The sequence below is a fragment of the Lysinibacillus sp. JK80 genome (genome assembly GCF_027557635.1).
Lineage (GTDB): Bacteria > Bacillota > Bacilli > Bacillales_A > Planococcaceae > Lysinibacillus > Lysinibacillus capsici.
Genome location: NZ_CP058997.1, coordinates 540,321 through 563,075 on the forward strand (window position 1 = coordinate 540,321; position 22,755 = coordinate 563,075).

Here is a 22,755-nt window from a genome sequence, read left to right on the forward strand (position 1 = left end):
TTTATTATTCTTTAATGGGAATGTAGATTTTCATTTTCATCTCCTGTGGATAGATAGATTGCATGACATCGGTTATTTCAAAATCAGGACCCGTATCGCGCTCATAATTAGAATTCGGCAACCATACCCCGTAAATGAAACGTCTTGTATTTTGAATTCCTTCCGCAGTACCATTCAATGTAAACTCTGCATATTTACCAGCAGGAATTTCAAGGTGGGTAAAGCCTTTCTCTAATTGCTCCTCAAAGATTTCGACTTCCTCTCCTATAATAAAGGAAAACCGGCCATCCTCCTGAAAGTTTGTAGAAATGCCATACGCCATATTAGGGGCTACCTTATGGGAAATTCGTTCATAATATTGCTGCTGACCAAAATCCAAATAAAAGCTAGGGATTTCTGCATAGTACTGTTCGTCTTGTAAGGATGTTTTGTATTCATAGCCTGTAATACGTTTTTTAGATAAGTGAAGTATTTCCGGTCGCTGCATAGGGAGTTCTCCTTCCAGTTTATAATCCAAAAAGTTTATTTTGGTTTGAAATGGTATGGAGTCGGCTCCTTTTCGGTATTTAGCAGGTGTGACACCAAAATACTGAACAAATGCCCGTGTAAATGCCTCCTGAGAACCATATTGAAAGTTGATTGCAATCTCAAGTATATTCTGCGTTGTTGTTGCTAATAAGGAAGCTGCTTCAGAAAGTCTCCTGTTGCGAATATACTGCTGCACAGAAAAACCTGTAATGGCTTGGAAAAGTCGTTGGAAATGAAATGCTGAAAAGTAAGACTGAGAAGAAATATCTGTAATCGTTAACTTTTCATGTAGGTTTTTCTCAATAAACTCTATGGCGTTTTGAATTCTTTCAAAATAATCCATACCATCATCCTTTCTTAACTCAATGGTACCGTTTAATGGGAAGGTTTTTTTGATAGTTTGTGCTAATTTGTACATTAAATTGTAATGTATAGGAAATCAATAGAAACATTGATTAAAACAATGAATAAATGTATAATTTAACTAAATTTACAAGAAAGTGAGTGATAGATGATGATAGTCAGCTCTGTTTTCCCATTGAATATAATAAAGGTGCGGGAGAATAAATAGATTAGTTGATTTCTTCCGCAAACAATCGGAGGAGAATATATGTACAAAAATTACGGACCGTTAAGCACAGCACTTTATGATTTTACGAAACCAGTTGGATACTCGCTTGGTGGAGATATTGAATATTATCTAGAACGACTGCAAGGTGTAAAAGGGAAGATTCTAGAAGCAGGGGTTGGTTCTGGACGTTTCTATATTCCTTTTATGGAAAAAGGCTTTGATATAGAGGGAATTGATCATTCCCCAGAAATGCTAGCATCCTGTCGAAAAAGATGCCAAGAACGTGGATTGACGCCAGTGCTGTATGAGGGAACTGTTTGCCAATTCACCTTAGGTCAACAATACGAAGCCATTGTTATGCCTACAGGCTCATTTTGTTTAATTGAAAATCATCAAGAAGCACTATCAGCTTTAACCTCTATGTATCAGCACCTTGTCCCTGGTGGGAGACTCCTCGTAGATTTATTACTTCCTACAGACTGGAAAACAGGAGAAATTACGACATCTTACCATCAAATTTCACAAGATGAAGGAATTGCCCTTGAAAGAAAATCGATTGCCATGAATTGGGTGGAGCAATATACGCTGATGGTTTTAAAATATGAGAAGTGGCAACAAGGCACATTAAGTGATACGGAACTACAAAAGTTTTTATTACGCTGGTATGGGATTGAAGAATTTAAGCTTCTATTACAAAGTGTTGGCTTTTCTGCAATAACTTGTTCTGCGAATTATAAGTTCCTTCAACAACCAACTGAAGAAACGTCACTCATAACGTTTGAAGCGGTACGTTAATTAAAATGACCAGTATTCCTTAAAAGAGTACTGGTCATTTTTACGAATTAGTCAAGCTTTAATTTTGTTGCAGTTCCTACTCCTTTTGTATGCACATCGACTTCAATTTGAACTTCAAGATTAGGGTAGAGGGTTTGCCAGTTCTTTTTAATTCGATTCCATGCTCGATAGTCCTCTCGGTGTAATACATTACTAAATTTTAATAAATCGGCTTGATAGGTTTGTTGAATTGTTTGAAGTGTACGTTCTAATCGTTCCTTGATTTGTTTGCTCGTTTCTTTATTTAAAGCATCGATGGTTTTTGATTTCGTTAAATCCAAAGAGCAACTTACCTCTGCAACGTTTTGCTCAATATCAAGTTTAATGGAAATCGAGGGTACATCATTTTGAAAATGACCCGTCATTTTAGTAGAAGAATTAATAATTTCTGTTGAGATTTTCCCTTCTTCAGGACAAGCAATAATTTCAAATGTACTTTTTATATTATTATTTAAAAAATTATAGTCTCTGCTTTCTTGTTCTGATAAATAGCCGATGAGTTTATAATTTTTAAAAATAGCCAGTCCACCATATTTTAATTGTGCAGGGCTATCAATTTTTTCTATATTCGAGCTAAAATCTCCAGCATCCGCATCACCGTGTATATGAATAGAGGGTAAGACGGCACTATGATCAATACTGCCTAAAGATTGGATTAAATCATCAAGAATAACAGATTCTGTTGTCCCCCATACTGCTTCAGAAACCTTTAATGATTTAAACATTTTGCTAGCAGGCACATCCTCTAAAGGGGTTAAAACACTTAATATTTCTTGTGCAGTCGAATCATGAGAAACAATAAAGTTAAAATCACTTCGTCCTTCTGGGTCTCTTTGAAATAAATCTAAAATGCTATTCATACCTTCCTCAGCCATTTCTTCACCAATAATAATAATTTGGGCATGCGCATAATAAGGCTTTCTAGGTGTTAGCGCTGTTAATTTTCGAATGGCATCAAATAATGATTTACCTTTTGCATGGTAGGTAAAAACAGGGACCTGAATGCCAGATGCTTTGTTCGAAGCCACTTGACTTGGATTAACAATCTGAACAGAAATTTCGAATTGCTCGTCCGATTTATCCACACCAACAGCCGTAACAATAGCTAGTTCGTTTAACTCCCGCTTATTCCAGCATCCACCTAGTAAAAGAAGTACTGACAGCAATAGGATGAATGATACCTTGTGTTTAATGGTGGACACCTCCTCTAGGAAAAGAAGACATTTCCGATACTATTAAGGATAAGCAAAAGACAGGTAAAATAATCAATAATGAAAATCTCAATGAATTTTTTTGAAGGAGAATAAAATGAAGAAAACAAACTGTGAAATGGAGGTAAGAAAAATGAAACAATCCTTATTTAAAGGTGTAGAGGCCATTTTTATTCCAATAAAAGATCCTAAATTATCGTCTAAATGGTATGAGGAAATACTCGGATTTAAGCTTCAATATATAGAAGAGGGCGCAGCAGTTATGAAAATCACTGAACAATCCCCCACGGTCATTTGCTTAGTAAAAGCTAAGGAGCATCAGCCATGTCATTTTCCAGACAATCACTTTGGTGTGGGGAAATATGTAAACTTCCTCTCTCAAAATATTGAAGAGACCTATTTATTTCTAGTAGATCATCATGTTCAAGTCGAGGCTTTAGAAGGAGAAGGGGACACCAAATTTTTTACCTTCTATGACCCTGATGGGAATCCTTTAGGTGTTTGTCAATCATTATAAGCGGGTCACTGCGTTAACAGTGACCCTAGTAACAAATCTAGGAGGTGTAAGGCTAATTAGCTTTACACTACTATAGTATACTAATTCTCTATATTGAAATAGTTAATTGCCTGGGTAATAAAAAGAAAATTTAGAATTTTATAAAATTAAATGGGATGGACCTATTTTTTAACAATATGCATATAATGTATAGTTTCAAAAGCACATAAATAATCTGTTCGATTTTGAAAATACAGCTCTTGAATCGCTGTAGGAGATAGATGTTCATATATAAGCAAACCTAATCGATCTAGCATCCTCTCCATGTCCTCATAAGCATAGCATGATTTCATTGGTTCACCACCAACTGCGGCCATTTTGACCATGTTTTCTACTCTATTGGAGAGTCCTTTTTCCGTGAAGAGTGTTTCATCAGCATAATCCAAAACAATGGAACTACCTGATGGAACTAAGGCAAATAGATGATTGAGTAAACTTGCTAATTCATCTTTTGTTAAATAATAGGACACACCTAACAGACTAAAAAATGTTTTTTTAGATTGAAAGCCTTGCTCTGAAAATAATTGAGATTGAAATTGCTTTGTAAAATCCATCGGTACAAAATGCAGATGATTCAAGAGGGGGAGAGAAGCTTCCTGTAATCTTTTCATTTTGGATGCCTGTGTTGCGGGATAATCCACCTCAAAAATTTCTAGCATGGTTTGCCCTTGCTGCTGACGATACGGAAAAGTATCAAAGCCAGCACCTAAGATGACATATTGCTCGACACCAAGCTGTATTTCGCTATGCAAGACCCTTTCACAATAAGCAGCACGTGCCAAAGGAGTCGGTGAGAGTTGAACTTGTGTAATCCATTTTATTAATTCCTTTGAATTGTCTTTAAACTTTGTAGCGATATCTTTATTAAAAAATGCAATGCCTTGTATCAAATTAGCTTGGATATTTTGATATTCTTCTTGTGAAATCAATTCCTTGGCTATATAATCATCAAAAATTTTCGGTGTATCAAATTGGCTATGGTAGGCTCTACTAAAGGCAGCCACTAATGAAGTGATACTAGATTCCTGTTGATTCATACCAACACTCCTTAACAAAAAATAGGATTCCCCTGGCCAGGAGAATCCTATTATATATAATATTTATTTAAATGTAAATTTTAGCATAAAAACATTTTTTTGTCAAGTTTTAGGTACTGAGAAAGAGGAGTAATATGAAAAAATTTAAAATAGGCTTATCTTTACTCTTAGCAGTAATTGTTAGTGTTATGCTCATTACATGGAAAGATCAAAGCTATTCTGCTATTGATCTATTAGAAAATGCTAATTTTCATGTGGAAAATTCCACTGTTACGCTACATCGTATAGATACAGATACAGAAGATATCTTTTCTGAAATGAAAATATCAAAAGAAACACAGCAAGAATTGATACAGTCTTTTCAACAGGCAACATTCAAAAAACAGCCATAAAAACTATTGATTACGATTACCGAATGACAATTTCACTCAATACAAGCTACCCGATGTTCATTGATTCTAAAAATAAAATATTGGTTCTCCTTAACACAAATGAAAGCTTTGAACTGATAAAAGATCACGCTTTTTTTAGTCTTTTAGAAAAAGCAACGGAAGATTCACAGAATTAGTTAGTATCCAACACAAGCTAAATAAGTAGGGATACAGCATAGATATTCCCTGTGAATTATGTAGATGAACCAACTGGAAATGGTGAATTTCATACCTCCTTTTATAGTGACCATTCTGATGAAGAACCTGTATCTGATATGAGGTGAAAAATAAAGGCACACAACAATTTAACTGGAGTGTCACGGCTTCGGAAGGGAAAATATGGGCTAAAGGTAGAGTAGCTGCTGAAGGACAAATATCTTTACTGGAAAAGAAGCCTATATAAGTCAGAGGAGCGTGTGCTATAGATGGAGCTGACGGCGTGTTTGATTTTGCCATTTAATTAGTAGAGTAAAAAATTTTTAAGAATGTGTAACTTTTTAAAACATCAGCCGTCTAACTCATCAGTAGAATACAAAGAACTAAAGCAAACTAGTAACATTCACTTTTCACAAAAGGGCCAGGATTCACATTTTTTTGTGTTTCCTGGTCTTTTTGTGGTGGTGGTCCTATAATTTAACGAAAAAATAAAGAAATTTATGAAACCTTTAGCCTGTTCATTCGTATTGTAATTTGAATCTAAAGCTAGACAAGATTTAGTAAGATTCACTTTCACTTAAAAGACTAGAGCTTACATCATCATGTGAGAGTCTAGTCTTTTTTGTATGGTTGTTCAGATATTGTTCAGAATAATATGTTAATCTATGAAAGAAGATATTTCATAGTCTTCAACCTAAACGCAAAATGACCAGTTCTCTTTAAAAGAGTGACTGGTCTTTTTGTTTAATGTTCCTTTACAGACGTGTTTCTTCAGCATATTTTATGAATAGCACGAAAAAGTTAGTAGCTTCACCTATCATAGTTAAAACCATAGAGACCTGTATGGTTGTAACAGCCATGTCTTGCTTGTATTGCTTTCCCATCACCATGCGAGAATGATGAAGTGGATTTCACGCTTTCAGCAGAAATTTTTCAGTTAGAGCAGAGGGAGCATTGTTATCAATTTCAGTTTGTAGAAACATACTTTAAATTATGTGAAAATAGCAAACAGTCACCCACCCATACAGTGGGGCTGTCATCGGTAAATGACCCTGTGCAATGAGCTACGTTCAGTCATTTTCATTATTTCTTATTTTAATGAAACTAAGAAAGACTTAAAATTTGATAGAATGATTTATTTTCTTGAAAAAGCATTAATTCCCCCTAAAATCCTATTGGAAAATATTTTAACTTGTTCAGCGCCTCAAGTTGTCGTAGTATTATAACGAATCAAAACTAAGTAAGTTAGTAAGATTCACTTTCACAATAAAACCAGATGCTCCTCAAAAGAGAGCATCTGGTTTTTTGTTATATGCAACTTGGAGTCACTTGATTATAAGTAAGAAATATGTAATGAAGTATTAGAGAGCCGAATACTCTCTTAGTCAAATCAAAAAGATCCCCTCTCTATAATTTAGAGATGAGAGCTACTGTCCTTTATATACTTTTAATCTAACCACTCAATTGAACAATCGTTAAGGAGCGGTTAGCATAACTAGCGACGAAGGAATCTGAAGCTGCACTGGCTCCCACCAAATCCCCTGCGGCTAATGTAGCTTGGACCACATAGGCCGAGCTACTTCTATTGACAACATTAAAGACTGCAATGCCGTTTAAAAAAATCGGTTGACCATTGACGGTAATGCTCACTGTGAAAAATGGTTGATCAGGATCAGGGGCTGCTGTTGCTTGCGCATTAATCGAATTGGTGATTTGATAGACACCGTCATTTTGAACAACCAATTCATTCCCAGATGGGCTAACCGTTTTGTTAGAAGTAGTCCAAAGTTTGAGATGTTGAAAGAGAAATTAACTGTTTCAACTCATATAAAAAGAAAGCCCAGTATCAAGTCTGGGCTTTCCTTAGTTAGCGGTATCAAAAAAGCTACTTTCTCGCCTGAATCAATGTGAACCAACTTTTTCCATTGAATGTACCAGAAACTCTGTATATGGGTTGATAGAAATCTTTTGTATCATACATATACGAGAGCTCTATTAAATCAACAGTAAGCTGATCGCCTTTTTTTATCAACAGTTCTTCTTCTGTTACGAGTGCATTATATTTTATCTGTGGAAATTCGCCCTTCTTAATTCGCTCATACACCTCTGCAGGTGACAAAATATTTACTTCACGGATCAATTGATGCTCATGAATATTATACGATAATGAATACAAACTACCATCTGGCTTCAAACCGAGCTCTACTTCACCAAGCCAATAATCTTGGTTCAATTCAGCTTGGTCAGGAAGCGTCCATTCAAATACACCATTATCCAAAGCTGTAAACTCCCCATCTTTAGGAAGGAGAGAAAGCTCATCCATCATACTCTTTGCCTTCTTCACAAGTGTCTCTTGCACAGCTAAAGAAGGTTGCACGGGCGTATAAAGATCGTCTGTTAGCGACCAATTTCCCTCTGAATTAATAAATAGCGTATACGAGTTCTCGGCTTTATCTTTCAATAAGAGCTCACGATCACCACTAATATCCTGCCGACTTAACTCTGATAAATCAAATTTCTTTTGCAACAAAGTCTCAACTTCATCTGTATGAATTATTTTTTTATACATGGGGGCAACGGTAGATGCTGTATGTAAATCTAATGAGGTGGTTACATCAACATCCGACATATTTGATTTTGTGTAGGCATTAATTGCTAAATGACCAAATTCCTCTTGAGCGTAGACAATCATCATGCCAATAAAAATCAAACCCATCATGAGAGGAATGGCTAGGTTTCCGATCAAACTTTTCATTTTTATTTTTTATGCTGAACAATGGAAGATCCTAGTCTATAGAACTGGTATCCAATAATCCCACCAAGCGAGTTGTTGATTAAGTCATCAAGCTCGAAAATCCCTGCTCCTGTAAGTGTTTGATACGTTTCAATGGATAAGGTTGCCATCACCACTACAGGAAGAAGCCATTTAAACAATTTAAATTTAGAGAAAAGTAAAGGTAAGAAAATGCCTAGTGGCACAAACATTAAAATGTTAAAAATACAATTTTGAAGATCACGTAACGAGTATTTCTTCCATGCATCTATATAGCCACTAAATGGTTGGAGATTCATTTGCATGAAATGGGAAGAACCACGCCCAAAAATCGTTAGTTCACACACAAATACAATATAGCCGATAAAGAGTGCTACAAGTATCAGTTGCTTAAAGTTTATTTTTTTTCGATTTGACTGTTGTTTTTTATGATAGAGGAAATAATAAAGTCCAATAAGTAAGAACTCAGCACCAACTATAAGGATGACTGGCAACATTAAAATTCGAATGTTATTCATAATATCTGTAACGCCCAAGACAAGATGCTCCTAACTATGTTAATCTATTGTCGACTTTTCTTATTGTAAATGGTAATTATTAATAATTATTGAGAAAAATTATGAAGATTTCTTAAGATTTTGTAGCATATCTACTTGAGGGAAAATGCTTTTATTTTCCGTAAAAAAGGGGAGGAACAGTCTAGGGATTATCAACAAAGTTTGTGAAAATTGCACGTTTAGAGGCAAAAACAAACCTTGCTGTTTCGATTTATCAGCATAATTTTATGGGCAATAAAGTATAGGTAGGCGTTTTTTATAAGACTTCCGTTGTATTGTCTTGTCAGTCCTTGTAATCAAAATTGACATAAACAATTGTCAGAAAATATCAATATACCCTATAATAAATAAAAAAGCTGAGAATAAGAGGTGAACTTATGGGGAAACCAGTAGATTACAATCTATTTCCGGGTTATCAAAACACACTTGACTCCAGACTTGATGAACGTAAGGAAGAATTTATTGAGGAACTAGAAAGAGCAAAAGTTGATGGACATATACTTGAATTTGAGAAAACACCAGAAGAATTGCCCCAATAGTAAGAGCAAAGCATCTTGAAAAAAGATGCTTTTTTCTTTTATTTGGAGCTTGTTTATATGTATAAATTGGGCTTTTACTTCAAGGAGCTCTGCCTTTTTAAGCGATTATAATTGATAGAAATGTCAATAATCAATAGGATGTAGAGTACACTAAATACATTTAAAGTTAACGAAGGCAAAGGGAAAATGACCTCTCTAATCAATATTAACCAAATAGTGGTTGATACTAAAACAATCGCATCCAATAAAATAACCATAGTATGTTTATGGGCTTTAAAAATAAAATTAAATACAATTAATCTTACTAAAATTGGTGTCGTGAAGAAGTAAAATGAATAGATCTGTGTAATTTCTTCTAGGCTCACATGCATCTTCCTTTGGTGTTATTTGAGTTAAATAAGCGGCAGCACATAAAAATAGGACTATTAACAGTAGTCCTATTTTAAGAATATAGCATATAAATGTCTATTTTTCCATTTTACGTAAATAGGCGAGTTGTCCAATATGATAGGCATTATGGGTAGCGGCATTAGATATGATGGCCCACCATTGCGCCTTCACAGGGAACCCATTTACGATAGATAAAAGTTGCTCTTCCTCAATTAATTCTTGCCACTTAAGTAGGATATGTAATAACTTTTCTTTTAATTCATAGAAAGTTACCTCCTCTTTAACTAGAAACGTATTCGCATTATTTGTTTGCGAAGGAGCCTTCACTTGATTTTCTCGATACCGTATTTGCCAAATTTCATTCCAGTAGATTAGATGCTGGACAATTTCAGCCATACTATGGCTAGAAGAATCGGGTTTCCAAAAGGTTTCTGCTTCAGTTAACCCTTCTACGACTTCAGAAAATGAGATATACCAACTTGGGTCATTTGCATTAGCTAAAAGTTGATCTAACAAAATGGTCTTCGCCTCCATCATTCACGTTCCTTTCTTCAAAGTAATTTATTGAATAGTATAACATTTTAAGTTTTAATATACCGATAAAATAGTAGTTCTGACTAGCTTTTATGAATGCAACAATAAAAAAGCTGCAGCTTATTAGAGCTACAGCAAATATAGATGCGGATTTTAACACTAGTTAAAACAGGCAAATCAGCTTCTATTTTCAGCTTTTTCCGATTCTTCTTTTTTACTTCTGAGTAGTAATGCCATGAATAAGAAACTGGCCACCCAAAAGGCAAAGAATAAATTTTCTAGCAAAGCCCAATGACCATTTTTAATATAATTCCAAATGGTTGTAAATAAAAAAATAATGATGAAGAATGCGATATATAAGCATTTTCCGAATGTAGTCACTTCAAGCACCTCTATTATTAATCATCACACATAAGAAAAGAAGAACGTAATAAAACCCTCTGTTTCACTCGTTATGGGTGATACACTCAAGGTTAGTGTGTGTAAATTTTGGTTACTTATACATCCACCGAAAAAATAGAAGGTAACACTTACCATATAACAACTTTTTTAAAAAAATTTCAAAATTAGCGTATTCGCGTTATGTTAGACTGAACTTAAGAAATAGGTGGAAGGGACGGAAATAGAGTGAGACAGTATGCCAACAAAGAAGAATTGATTAGTACGATTAACGAAAAGTATAAAAAATATATTGCCGAATTTCATGATATACCAGAAATCTTGAAAAACAAACGGATTAAAGAAGTTGATAAAACGCCGTCTGAAAATCTTTCTTATCAACTTGGTTGGATAAATCTTTTGCTTCACTGGGAGCAAAAAGAACAAAAGGGCGAAGAAGTACATACACCTGCAGAAGGCTATAAATGGAATAATCTAAGTGGATTGTATAACTCTTTTTATAAACAATACGGAGAGTACTCTTTGAAGGAACAACAATCAATGCTTAATGAAGCTGTCAATCATTTATGTGAGTGGTTAAATACCCTTTCAGAAAAGGAATTATTTGAAGTTGATCAAAGACGATGGGCAAAAACACAAGCTAATTGGCCTGTTTGGAAATGGGTTCATATTAACTCAGTTGCTCCATTTACAAATTTCAGAACTAAAATTCGTAAATGGAAGAAGATGAACCTTTAAAAGATTAGATGTTCCTTACTATAACAAACCAAACGAATTGACTTTAGCCTTCCACAAATGGAGGGCTTTTTGTTATCCACTATGACAACAAGTGCGATGGGTTATGGTGCGTTTTACTGTATCTCGATGCTTCATATGAAGGAGGTGGAAGGGAATCAGTCAAGCAACAATCTTTCAGCGAGCTGCTATTATGGTGTCATGTCAGTCCTTCTCTACAAAAGTAGTGAAGTTTTTTTATGCCGCCGGAACTGAGCTGGTACATTAGCTCATACGAAAATGTAATTACATAATATAAAACTACTATTCGAATGACTATTGTAAAAGATAAATATGGACTATTTTACATAGAATTTAGAATATTCATATTAAATAACAAAGTATTTATTATTTTTCTGTTAAAATTATTATGTTAAACAATATTTTGGTATTGTTTGATAATTACCGATAATTTTGTTAAGAGGATTTAAAACTTATCTTTACTAAACAGGAATAGGGAGGGATTACGCAAAGTATGAGTAGGTGGGGAAATCCAAGTATTTGAACGCATTAACAGCTTCAGCGGTTGTAGTAACACCGATTGCACTGGTAGTACAGGTACTATTTCGGGAGATTTAATCATTTATGCACCGAATGTAACCCTCTCTTTAGATGGGTTAACCGTTGTAGGGAACACAGTAATTGAATAATAACTTCCATGTAAAACCTAAGGAAAAGATTATTTTAGACTAAAATCATAAGGAGCTAAGCGAATGAAGAAATATGAATGTAATGTCGTTACCAAAATAGCGTTATCATTTTTACTTGTAATCTCTATGATTTCACCTTACTTCACAGTTGTAAAGGCCGAAACGACAGAAGCAATTGGAGTGGGGGAAGCGGTCAATCAATTTGATCCAACCGCAGTAAAGAGTAATGTTACTGTAGAGGGATATATAGTAGGGTTCGCCAAAAGTGAAACTTCTTATTCTGTGATAGCAGATAGTGACACAAATATTGCGATTGCTGATACACCAGATGAAACAGATGTCACGAAAATGCTGTATATTCAATTACCAAGCTCCTATAGAGCCAATTTTGGATTATTTACTAACCCAAGTAATCTTGGGAAAAAAGTTAGAATAACAGGTTCACTGGAAAAATATTTTGGCAACCATGCAGGGCTAAAATCACCAACTTCAATGGAGTTTGTTGGGGACGATACTACTGAACCAAATCCTCCCGAGACAGCAACAATTGCCGAAGCTCGTGCAGCTGTTGGAACAGACCGCACAGTTCAAATTCAAGGGACGGTTACGACATTACCTGGTAGCTGGGGAGGCAAGGCCTTCTATGTACAGGATGAGACAGCAGGGGTATATGTCTTCTCTAGTTCTGCAGAAGCAGGGAGCTTAGCTGTTGGAGATATTGTCGGCATCACAGGGAAAACTAGTTTATATAGTGGAGAAGTTCAATTTAATTCACCGACAATTGAACGGATTTCTACAGGGACGGCACCTACACCGCAGACAGTAAATTTACCGATTGCGGATGATAGCACACAAGGAAGATTAATCACACTTGAAAATGTGAAGATTAAAGATTTAGCGCCATCTGGTACGTATGGTACATTTGAATTTAAAGCAGTCGATGCAGCAAATAACGAGCTGTTAATTCGCCATGATAACCGTACAGGCTATCAGTTCTCTCAGTTTGAAGCAGATGGTTTCAATAACAATGATGTCATCACAGTGACAGGGATTGCGTCAATTTTTAACGGGACCTATCAATTAAAAACGTTAAGCGCGGAAAGCTTCCAATTAGTATCAAACTATGAGCCAACACAAGTAGAGAATATTAAGGCTTTACCAGCAACAGGCGAAGTTTATGCAGGAACGAAAGTAACATTATCTACAAATACCCCAAATGCAACCATCTATTACACAATCGATGGTTCTGAACCGTCAGTAGCTAGTGAGGTTTATGATGCAGCAGCGGGGATTGTTATAAATGAAGCCATGACTATAAAAGCATTTGCTACTGCAACAGGCCTAGACGATAGTGACATTGCATCCTTTGATTATACGGTTAAAGAAGAGCCAACTGTTATATCTATTACGGAAGCTCGTAATAAAGAAATCGGGCAAACTGTTATCGTATCAGGGATCGTGACAGCAAAATTAGAAACGGCTACAGCGCACATTCAAGATGAAGATGGGGCGGCGATAGCCATTTATCCTGTGGATAGTCTTGCCGCAAATGTCGGTGATCGAGTGACGGTGCAAGGACGAGTAGATGAATATAGCGGTCTAAAGCAATTAACGAATATTTCACTTGTTGGTATGCCTGTTCCTTCGACAATACCAGAGCCACATCTTATTAAAAGTAATGAGGTTGCGGAAGACAATGAATCGAAACTAGTTACAATTAAAAATGTTACTATTACTGGTTCGGGTCAAAACTTTACAGGTACTGACGAAGTAGGCCCATTTGCTATTTACGATAAAACAAGAGATTCTGGTTTAGTGAGTGGAAAAACTTATGGGGAAATTACAGGGATTGTTGGTCAATATACAAACCATCAATTGCTCCCTCTTCGCGTTATTGAAGATGTAACAAAGGTGCAGGATATCAAAGCTTCTCACGTCGGGGGCGTAACAGCTGGCACGAAAGTCTCCCTTTCTACAATGACGGAAGGAGCAACGATTTATTACACAGTGGATGGCTCAACGCCAACAACAGCTAGTGCAAAGTATACAGAGGAAATCCTTGTTAATAAACCAATGACGCTTAAAGCGATTGCAGTGAAAGAAGGATTAACGAACAGTGCAATTGCTACATTTGTTTATGAAATTATTGATACTAAAAATGCCAAGATTAGCGATATTCAAGGGGCAAGCCATAAATCACCATATGTCGATTTAACAGTAAATGATGTGGCGGGAATTGTAACATTCGTTTTAAATTCAACTAGCTTTATTATGCAAGAAAACGAGTCGTCATTTGATGGCGTAAAATCAACTGCTATCAAAGTAAATAAGACAGGACATAATGTAGCAGTAGGGGACGTTATTAACGTTTCAGGAAATGTAGTTGAGGCGGGTGGCAACTCTCGATTGACAGATACACAAATTGCAGCAACAAATATTACAAAAACAGGTATAGCAGGAACTCCAGAAGCCCTTGTGATAGGGGAGGATCTGTTGCCACCAAATAAAATTATCGATAATGATAGTTTTGCAATTTTTGACCCACAAGAAGATGGCATCGATTTTTGGGAATCTATCGAGTATATGCTGGTATCATTCCCGGATGCGAGAGTAATAGGACCGATTTATAATAATGATTCTCCAATTGTTGTACCGAGCACAACTAATAATACATTCAATGTGAATGGTGGTTTAAATATAGCGGCCGATGATTATAACCCAGAAAAAATTATGCTTGAAGGGGTAGCTGGTAAAAATTATGATTCAGGTGATCGTTTTAATGATGCCCTTATCGGATTTGTAGAGAATTTTACAGATGGCTATCGACTGAACACAAATAAAGTCTTCCCAGAAGTGACAAAAGCGAATCTTCAGCAAGAAGTGACGCATCTTGAACCAGTAGCGGACAAGTTAAATATCGCTTCCTATAATATCGAAAACTTTTCAAATAATCCTGCCAATACAACAAACGAAAAAGTAGCCAGAATTGCAGGGACATTTGTGAATAATATGAAATCACCAGATATTATTACATTAGTCGAAGTTCAAGATAATGATGGACAAACTGATTCAGGAAATGCGGATGCATCGGAAAGCTATATGCGATTAATTCATGCAATTAAAGCTGCGGGTGGTCCTGCGTATGATTGGATTGATGTCATGCCAATTAACAATACAGTAGGTGGTGCACCTGGCGGTAATATTCGTGTAGGTTACCTATATAATCCAGAACGTGTTTCATTAGTGTCAGGTATAAAAGGGATGGGTGACCAAACCAATACGTGGACAGCAGATGGAAGTCTCGCTTTAAATCCTGGCTTTGTTGATCCATCAAAATTTGTAGATACACGAAAACCAATTGCAGCCGAATTTGAATTCCAGAAAGAACGTGTAGTGATTATCGGAGCTCACCTAAACTCTAAAGGTGGAGATGGTTCACTTTGGGGACCAACTCAGCCACCAGTGCTAGAATCAGTAAAGAAACGTATTCAGCTTGCTCAAGCCATCAATGATTTTATCGATGAAGGACTTGCCATTAATCCAGATTTAAATATCATTGTAGCAGGGGACATGAATGACTTTGAATTCACACCAGCTCTTCAAACGTTAAAGGGTGATGTTTTAACGAATATGATAGATAAAGCCCCGGAGCAAGATCGTTTTACGTACTTCTTCCAAGGAAACAATCAAGTGTTGGATCATATTTTAGTTTCGAATAAGCTTGCTGACGTTACAGAAATTGACTTGATTCATATAAATGCGAACTTTACAGAAGCACAAGGCCGTGCATCAGATCATGACCCAGTATTAGTTCAAATTGATTTGAAAGCAGACAATGAGGAAATACCAACACCAATAACACCTGAAAATGTATACAATTTTGATAACTACAAAACAGGTAAACTGATCATGAATCGCCCAAGCATTTCGCTATCGTTAGGGAAAAATACGAATATTAAAAATGGAATTGCGGTATTTAGTGAATATGCTGAATTCCATGGGGAAGGATTTGCGGATAAAACAGTAACGATTAGTCCAAAAAAGGAAATGCGATTATTGACTTTAAAGGTACGAAAATTGGTGAAATTATTATCGAAGGAAAAAATGTAAAAGAAATACGAAATTTACCTGATGGAGCGACCATTACGTATACTAAAGGGGCTTCGGCAGAGGAAATTGAATTTAAGTAGTATCTAAAAAACAATCCAGCACTAGTCTATATTGATTTGGTGCTGGGTTGTTTGCTAATTAACCTATAACACTGAAAAGTTGTTCATTAATCAAAAAATAACCAAGTGTCCATATGATTACTTGGTTATTTTTTACTTTTTATAAAGCCCATATTAGGAAAAATAAATTTTAAACCGATAATTAAAGCAAAGAACCCTGAAATCCTTAATGTTACATTTGTAAATGTCTCTCCATTTTCAGTGATATTCATTAGTAAACTGCCAAAGGAAATAAAAATAAATCCAATCAAAGCAGAAATATATTTCAATCTATCATCCCCTTATTTAAATAAGCACTAATTTTTACTCCACTCCCAAAGCAGTTTCTTTTTATCAAAGATTAGCATCCAACCTTTCTTTCAATACAATTATTTCAGTTGGAGGTAAATGAGGGACGCATTGTATCTATAAGAGTAACTACTCATGCTTAATGCATAAAACTATTTATAAGTATACCCCACTTAAAAGGATTTATAGAAGTTTAGATGGTAGTGAATATATTAGAAAAATCACTATTTATCTTAACCATCAAGAAAAGGATCCCTCTTTTTTTCAACGTTCCAATTTCCTTAGATCAAAACTCGACCAAATCAATATTTTGTGCAGATGAAAGAATGAATGACTATGGGAAACGAAAAAAGCATTGCAACGAAGCAATGCTAAGTACGTGGAGTTTTTGACAACCTTACTACATTAAAAACAAAGCCTATAACTCCACAAATAAAGAAAATATAGGCTACTAGTATGGACATAACTTCTAAGTTGTTAGTGAATATCCTGTATCCTCCTAAAGTAAATAAAGCCAAACTGCCAACCGAACTAAGTAATATTTTATTTTTGTCAGTCAACACACACACCTCCAAATAATGGTATGTATAAAGGTTAACACAAATTTTGTTTTTAGTTAACCTATTCTATGTTTATTGGTGAGTGTCATAAAAACAAAGGAACTTTACTGTACACTTTGAGGAAAGTAACTAGTGTCACTGGGTTGGTAATGACCCTCCTAAAATGAGAGAGGCCGTGACGGTCAACTAGCGCCACTAAGTGTGTGCGATACACTCAATTATTAATTTGCAAATAAAAATACATAAAAAAAGCCGTAGTGTTTGCAGACGCTACAGCTCGAATTGGTTGATGCCTTTAAAGACAATCTAGTAAACGTAGTATATCGTAACTTAGGAGGAAGAAACTATGTAACAGGGCAAACAACAGTTACTAAAGATGGCTGAAACAATCGAATAAGCAAGGCAGCCAGTAACGAAAGCTGATAACAATAGCTAAATTGGAGTGATTGAATCAACATTACCAAAGGCATATGATGGTACAACCGTTGTATACAGGAAATTATCGAATTAAGGAAAAGGTGCAAAAGCAAATTTCGATAGTGCATGGGGATCGAGAGGTTGAAGTACTTCAGAGATTGCTTGATGGGATAGCATACGCGCTATTCGAAGCTCATGAAATTATCCAGTACGACAACAAAAGATGAAGTAGCCGAGAGACTACTTCTTATAAGTTATTTCTAAAAGTATTTTTAAGCGGAATTATTTTAGTATGAGATCTGGATAAACGATGTGCTTTCAAATAAGGTCATTCAGTCTAAAGCTCTTTATTTTTATGCCATTTCATTGTTTTTTTCAATATCCTCTACATTGATAAACTTTAAGACTACAAACAGGAGAATAAATCCTAATACACCTGCCGTAATATAGCTGGCATTGAGATAATTTTTCATGACGAGAGACATAATAGGAGGGCCTGCTGCAACGCCTATAAATCGTGCTGAGCTGTAAAAAGAGGATACGGTTCCTCTTAACTCTTTTCTAATATTGTCAGTAATAATTGTGTCAAGTGCGGGCAATAGTGCACCAATAGCAATCCCCACTATACTCGTAACGACTAATAAAAGAATCAGTTTTTTGCTTGTAAACCCAACGAAGACAATACTAACGGACATTGCAATCAAAGAGATAATGATTATTTTTTTTATCCTTCCCAGGTTTCCTTTAATTTTTCGACCAGATATAAATGAAGCTATACAAAGTAATAAAAGTGGGATGGCCAGGACAAACCCTTTTTTAATCCCTTTTATATCATGAACTTTTTCGAGGTTTTCTGATAAGAAAAATAGCATACTAAATATATGAGCATCACAAGGACCCCGTTAAGGAATACGGTATATAACCATTTTCCTTCCTCCTTGAAAACTTTTTTGTATTCCGTAAAAACTCTTTGAGCTTCAATGGTTCATCATCATCTTTAGGAGCTTTAACGAAAAAAAAAATAAGTAATCGAAATCAGACTAAGCGCTGAAATAGAAAAGAAGGGCAGGAACCATAAAAATGCAGCAAATATTGATCCTAAAATGGGACTTAACACTTTCCCAAACGTGTTAGACGTTTCAATTATCCCTAATGTAGAACTTATTTTTTCATCATCATCCTGGTATAGGTCACCTACAAGAGGCAATACGATCGGCATTGCACCAGCGGCCCCAATCCCCTGAATAATTCTTCCAGCGATAATCATTGCGTATGGGTCATCCATTTTCCAGGAAGCAAATCCAGCAATCAGACCACCGATTAAAGCTAAAATTAAGCTTGGTAATATGACCATTCTTCTGCCGAAGCGGTCCGATAAATAGCCAGCTACGGGGATCAGAAAAATAGCTGCGACTGAATAGCTTGTTATGATCATGCTCGATTGAAATGATGTGATCCCGACCTTATCCTCCAGTATAGGGAGCACGGGAATAAGCATTGAATTTCCAAGTGTCATGATGAGCGGAATAGAAGTCAAACTTACAATACACCAGACACTTACATTAACCTTCTCTTGGTCCATTACCACACCTCGACTAATATTCTTTTAAAGGTATGGTTTCCTTTCATGTTCATTTTATGCGCTGTCGGTGAGTTTATTGGAATAACACTTGGTAAGCCTGCATCCCAAAGTAGATCCCGAAACCAATCATTAATAAGGCTGAGATAAAAGAGACCGTTTTCAAAAGCTGTATAGATAATAATTTTCGAGCGACACTGGATAAAAGGCATAAATAAAATCTACAAAAATAATGCCCATCAAAATGGCGATACTCACCAAAATAATTTCATACCCTGTTGAGATACCAGCCGTTTTTGCGAGTATGGAGCCGTATATTCCCAGCCAGAAAAGGATGGTTAGCGGATTCAAAAAAGACATGAAAAATCCAGTCATGAGGGATTGTCTCAGTCGTGTCCTTTCCCTGTTTTCGAATCCATCTCAATTTTATGTAGCGACAGTAAATTTTCGATTCCGGTGTACAAAGAACAAAACAGCCGAAGGACCAAAGGATTGTTTTTAACCAGATGGAATTGATAAATTGGCCAATTCCAAAATATACGATAAACATATAGATAATGTCAGTCGCTATGGCACCAAGACTAAAAAACCATGCATGAAAAAAACCATTTTTTAAACCTGTATTCAATAGGACAGTCTTAACAGGTCCAATTGTTGCAGCCATTGATATGCCTAAAAAGATAAAAGTAAATATAGAATCCATAAAATAGCCTCCAATAATCAAATGTAATTGCATTTTATTCGAAGGCAATAACTTTTAGGACAATCTAAAAGGGCATAAAAAACATGCGGATTTAATATGTCCTTATCGCACGCTAAACTAATTATATATAGCATATTTATCAAAGAATATAGTTTCGTTTTTGTCTTTAAATTTATCCTTTAAAACAAATAATTCAATCAAATTCGTTCATAATAATGAAAAGGACGTGATGACTATTCTAAATGAGAAGAAGATATCAAAGCTAAAAAATATGTTAATTGAGCAAAAACACTCGCTCCAACGAAGAATGGATACAGATGATGAATATTTAGAACGAGGTAGTTTACGGGATTCTGTTGATGAGTTGTCCACAATCGATAATCATCCAGCAGATCTGGGTACCGAATTATACGAGCGTGAAAAAGATATGGCGTTAAAAGTCCATGACAATGATGAGTTAGCAAAAGTAAATACGGCCTTACAAAAGATTGAGGATGGTACCTATGGCGTATGTGAAGTTTGTCAACAAGATATCCCATATGATCGATTGGTGGCACTGCCTTATACCTCTTTTGTATTGAACATACTGCAAAAGACGTTCCAACAGATCGACCGGTTGAAGAGCAAGTGATGCTTCCTCCAGTTGACAATTCTTTTGCTGGCCGTGATGACAAGGATGATATTCATGATTATGAAGATATGTTTCAAGTTGTGGCAAAATATGGAACTTCTGAAACGCCTTCCGATTTTGAAGGAGATTTTGAAGATTATGATGAATTATATGAAGATCCTGAAGAAATTGCCGTTAATGACGAATGGGATTCATACCATATCTCTGAAACAGATGAATTAACACGCCAAGTTTCCATTCAGGAAGTAGAACACGCGAGAAAATTTGATTATTTAGAGGATTAAATGTGGGATTAAAAAGATAGGCGCAATTGTTATAAATGAATGCTTTAATAAAATGTTTTGAACAAATGCAAAACTTGCAGCATGTTTTGTAATAAGAAAAATAGGATGTAAACTCGGAGGTAGGTCATGTGGTATTTTCAATAACCTCAATATTAGGGAAAGACAGACCAACGATCGACCTGCACTCCATAAAATTCTGTTTGGAGCATGACATATAACGTGGTGTCGCTCTATCACGAGTTACAAGTGAGCTCTTGCCAAGAGGATTACTATAATATTTAAGCTTTCATCTTAGGATGGAGGCTTTTTCTTTTGCTTTGAAAACTGCGTCATACAGCCAAAACACTTCGAGTCGAGAGGTCAGAGTTTGGTGTGGTTTTGAGAGCAAATAATTACCAATGCTTAAAGTTGAAGCTAGTGCTCAGGGAACTTTACTTTCTTATTTGGAAATTCGACCAAATTTTTCTCCCCTTTGGTTCGTCGGTGTTCTATGAGCATAGATTATTATTATTGATTCACAACACTACGTCTAAATGTTATTAGATGAAAAGATTTACAAGATATTAATATCTAATTAAAAAACAAATGTTATTTTGTTTAAGTAAAAAAATTAATTACCTATAATGAGAGGAGAAGAAATAATGGAAAAAACATTGAAGTTTTAAGAACAGAAGGGGACATTAATTTAACAAAACTCGTACTTTATGGCAAGGAAAACACTTGAGCAAAGAATCATTTGAGCTTTTAAACGATGATTCCAAGTATTATTTACATCAATCTCTTTCTACTCCTTGTTTAAATATTATTGAAAAAAGCTATGGAATTTACATAGAGGATATAGATGGAAGAAAGTATATGGATTTTCATGGAAATAATGTTCATCAAATAGGTTATGGTAATGAATATGTTATTCAAGCAGTAAAAGAGCAGTTAGATATCCTTCCATTCTCACCAAGACGTTATACAAATAAAGTTGCGATCCAGCTGGCAAAAAATTAGTTGATATTGCACCAGAAAGTTTAAATAAAGTACTGTTGACTCCTGGGGGAACTTCAGCTGTTGGAATGGCTTTAAAACTTGTTAGAAAGGTAACAGGCAAATTTAAAACTATTTCTATGTGGGATTCATTTCACGGTGCTTCTTTAGACGCTATTTCAGTTGGAGGAGAAGCACTTTTCCGTAACGGTATGGGTCCTTTAATGCCAGGGAGTCTGCATATAGCTCCTTACAATTCATATCGTGGTTTGTTTGATGATGACAATGGTAGATTTAAATCTCTTGACTATCTTGAGTATATACTTGAAAGAGAAAATGAAATCGGTGCAATTATTTTAGAGCCTGTTCGTTGTACAGACGTGCATATCCCACCAAAAGAGTACTATCAACGTTTACGTAATATTTGTGATAGGAACAATATATTATTGATTTTTGATGAAATTCCAACAGCTTTAGGGCGAACAGGTAAAATGTTCACTTTTGAAAACTTTGGAGTTATTCCAGATATTGTATTATTGGGAAAAGGATTGGGTGGAGGCGTTTTTCCAATGGCAGCGATGCTGGTAAAAGGAGAACTTGATGTTGCCCAAGATATTGCACTTGGTCATTACACTCATGAAAAAAGTTCATTAGGTTGTGCAGCAGCATTGGCTACTCTTAATTATATCGAGGAGTTTAAATTAATTGATAAGGCTAATCAATTAGGAAATTATATGAGGATACGTCTTGAAAAGATGCAAGAACAGTATGAAATTATAGGTGATGTTCGAGGAATCGGTCTTTTATACGGAGTAGAATTAGTATTAAACCGAAATTCGAAAGAAAAAGCTATATCTGAAGCAGAGCAAGTAATGTATAAATGTATGGAAAAGGGATTAAGCTTTAAAGTATCCCAAGGAAATGTGCTTACTCTCACTCCACCACTTATCATTAAGGAACATGAATTAGAACTGGCTATGGATATTTTAGAACAATCTATCCAGGAGATTTTAGGACAGTAATATAGATTTATGAAGAATTTATACAATTTACTAGACTGAAGCAACTAAACATCTCATATGAGGTGTTTTTATATATAAAGAAACTTGATGTAAACATTCCAAAACAAACAAATGACGATGGAGGTGG

Annotated in this window: 18 protein-coding genes and 3 pseudogenes; 9 read left to right on the forward strand and 12 right to left on the reverse strand. The window is 35.5% G+C overall.

Annotated features, from left to right (window positions below):
* Positions 1 to 4: 4 nt before the first annotated feature.
* Positions 5 to 871 (reverse strand): AraC family transcriptional regulator, encoded by an 867-nt coding sequence (locus HXV90_RS02775; RefSeq protein WP_269898303.1) that lies wholly within the window; start codon positions 869 to 871, stop codon positions 5 to 7.
* Between the two features lie 267 nt (positions 872 to 1,138).
* On the opposite strand from HXV90_RS02775, the gene HXV90_RS02780 reads away from it, so the two are divergent.
* Complete coding sequence (locus HXV90_RS02780) at positions 1,139 to 1,894, forward strand: class I SAM-dependent methyltransferase (protein WP_269898304.1); 756 nt, start codon at positions 1,139 to 1,141, stop codon at positions 1,892 to 1,894.
* Between the two features lie 47 nt (positions 1,895 to 1,941).
* Here HXV90_RS02780 and HXV90_RS02785 read toward each other — a convergent pair whose 3' ends face one another.
* Positions 1,942 to 3,135 (reverse strand): Ger(x)C family spore germination protein, encoded by a 1,194-nt coding sequence (locus HXV90_RS02785; RefSeq protein WP_269898305.1) that lies wholly within the window; start codon positions 3,133 to 3,135, stop codon positions 1,942 to 1,944.
* Positions 3,136 to 3,277: 142 nt separating this feature from the next.
* Here HXV90_RS02785 and HXV90_RS02790 point away from each other — a divergent pair, with 142 nt between their 5' ends.
* Positions 3,278 to 3,661: a VOC family protein gene (locus HXV90_RS02790; RefSeq protein WP_054550489.1), complete on the forward strand. Its 384-nt coding sequence runs from the start codon at positions 3,278 to 3,280 to the stop codon at positions 3,659 to 3,661.
* A gap of 161 nt (positions 3,662 to 3,822) precedes the next feature.
* Here the strand turns inward: HXV90_RS02790 and HXV90_RS02795 are convergent, their stop codons facing one another.
* Positions 3,823 to 4,737 (reverse strand): class I SAM-dependent methyltransferase, encoded by a 915-nt coding sequence (locus HXV90_RS02795; RefSeq protein WP_269898306.1) that lies wholly within the window; start codon positions 4,735 to 4,737, stop codon positions 3,823 to 3,825.
* A gap of 134 nt (positions 4,738 to 4,871) precedes the next feature.
* Here HXV90_RS02795 and HXV90_RS02800 point away from each other — a divergent pair, with 134 nt between their 5' ends.
* Positions 4,872 to 5,129, forward strand: a complete 258-nt coding sequence (locus HXV90_RS02800) for a hypothetical protein (protein WP_269898307.1) — start codon at positions 4,872 to 4,874, stop codon at positions 5,127 to 5,129.
* Positions 5,130 to 6,776: 1,647 nt separating this feature from the next.
* Here HXV90_RS02800 and HXV90_RS02805 read toward each other — a convergent pair.
* The 3 genes from HXV90_RS02805 to HXV90_RS02815 form a co-directional block, all read right to left on the reverse strand.
* Positions 6,777 to 7,067, reverse strand: a complete 291-nt coding sequence (locus tag HXV90_RS02805) for a hypothetical protein (RefSeq protein ID WP_269898308.1) — start codon at positions 7,065 to 7,067, stop codon at positions 6,777 to 6,779.
* 142 nt (positions 7,068 to 7,209) lie between these two features.
* Entirely contained in the window at positions 7,210 to 8,079 is an 870-nt protein-coding gene (locus HXV90_RS02810) for a hypothetical protein (protein WP_269898309.1), read from the reverse strand.
* Positions 8,080 to 8,081: 2 nt separating this feature from the next.
* Positions 8,082 to 8,633, reverse strand: coding sequence for a VanZ family protein (locus HXV90_RS02815; RefSeq protein ID WP_269898310.1), 552 nt, complete (start codon positions 8,631 to 8,633; stop codon positions 8,082 to 8,084).
* A 398-nt stretch (positions 8,634 to 9,031) separates the two neighbouring features.
* Between HXV90_RS02815 and HXV90_RS02820 the strand changes: the two genes are divergently transcribed.
* Entirely contained in the window at positions 9,032 to 9,193 is a 162-nt protein-coding gene (locus tag HXV90_RS02820; RefSeq protein ID WP_004225101.1) for a hypothetical protein, read from the forward strand.
* Positions 9,194 to 9,658: 465 nt separating this feature from the next.
* On the opposite strand, the gene HXV90_RS02825 is transcribed toward HXV90_RS02820, so the two are convergent.
* On the reverse strand, positions 9,659 to 10,120 hold the full coding sequence (locus tag HXV90_RS02825) for a DinB family protein (RefSeq protein ID WP_269898311.1): 462 nt from the start codon (positions 10,118 to 10,120) through the stop codon (positions 9,659 to 9,661).
* A gap of 174 nt (positions 10,121 to 10,294) precedes the next feature.
* Positions 10,295 to 10,498, reverse strand: a complete 204-nt coding sequence (locus HXV90_RS02830) for a hypothetical protein (RefSeq protein WP_048392560.1) — start codon at positions 10,496 to 10,498, stop codon at positions 10,295 to 10,297.
* A 246-nt stretch (positions 10,499 to 10,744) separates the two neighbouring features.
* On the opposite strand from HXV90_RS02830, the gene HXV90_RS02835 reads away from it, so the two are divergent.
* Positions 10,745 to 11,254, forward strand: a complete 510-nt coding sequence (locus HXV90_RS02835) for a ClbS/DfsB family four-helix bundle protein (protein ID WP_054550367.1) — start codon at positions 10,745 to 10,747, stop codon at positions 11,252 to 11,254.
* Between the two features lie 749 nt (positions 11,255 to 12,003).
* A pseudogene (locus HXV90_RS02840) lies at positions 12,004 to 16,130 on the forward strand (chitobiase/beta-hexosaminidase C-terminal domain-containing protein).
* Positions 16,131 to 16,255: 125 nt separating this feature from the next.
* Here HXV90_RS02840 and HXV90_RS02845 read toward each other — a convergent pair.
* From HXV90_RS02845 to HXV90_RS02855, 4 genes and pseudogenes are all read right to left on the reverse strand, one after another.
* Positions 16,256 to 16,438: a hypothetical protein gene (locus tag HXV90_RS02845; protein WP_269898312.1), complete on the reverse strand. Its 183-nt coding sequence runs from the start codon at positions 16,436 to 16,438 to the stop codon at positions 16,256 to 16,258.
* Between the two features lie 1,349 nt (positions 16,439 to 17,787).
* A pseudogene (locus HXV90_RS02850) lies at positions 17,788 to 19,016 on the reverse strand (MFS transporter).
* 159 nt (positions 19,017 to 19,175) lie between these two features.
* Positions 19,176 to 19,373 carry a LysE family transporter gene (locus HXV90_RS23420; RefSeq protein ID WP_333474115.1) on the reverse strand — a complete coding sequence of 66 codons (198 nt, stop codon included), beginning with the start codon at positions 19,371 to 19,373 and terminating at the stop codon, positions 19,176 to 19,178.
* Positions 19,282 to 19,716 carry a LysE family translocator gene (locus tag HXV90_RS02855; RefSeq protein ID WP_333474116.1) on the reverse strand — a complete coding sequence of 145 codons (435 nt, stop codon included), beginning with the start codon at positions 19,714 to 19,716 and terminating at the stop codon, positions 19,282 to 19,284. The genes HXV90_RS23420 and HXV90_RS02855 overlap by 92 nt, the downstream gene beginning before the upstream one ends.
* Positions 19,717 to 19,945: 229 nt before the next feature.
* Here HXV90_RS02855 and HXV90_RS02860 point away from each other — a divergent pair, with 229 nt between their 5' ends.
* From HXV90_RS02860 to pbfA, 3 genes and pseudogenes are all read left to right on the forward strand, one after another.
* Positions 19,946 to 20,347 (forward strand): TraR/DksA C4-type zinc finger protein, encoded by a 402-nt coding sequence (locus HXV90_RS02860; RefSeq protein ID WP_269898313.1) that lies wholly within the window; start codon positions 19,946 to 19,948, stop codon positions 20,345 to 20,347.
* Complete coding sequence (locus HXV90_RS02865; protein ID WP_269898314.1) at positions 20,347 to 20,631, forward strand: hypothetical protein; 285 nt, start codon at positions 20,347 to 20,349, stop codon at positions 20,629 to 20,631. Before HXV90_RS02860 ends, HXV90_RS02865 begins: the two co-directional genes overlap by 1 nt.
* Positions 20,632 to 21,351: 720 nt before the next feature.
* A pseudogene (gene pbfA, locus HXV90_RS02870) lies at positions 21,352 to 22,628 on the forward strand ((R)-1-hydroxy-2-aminoethylphosphonate ammonia-lyase).
* Positions 22,629 to 22,755: the final 127 nt, after the last annotated feature.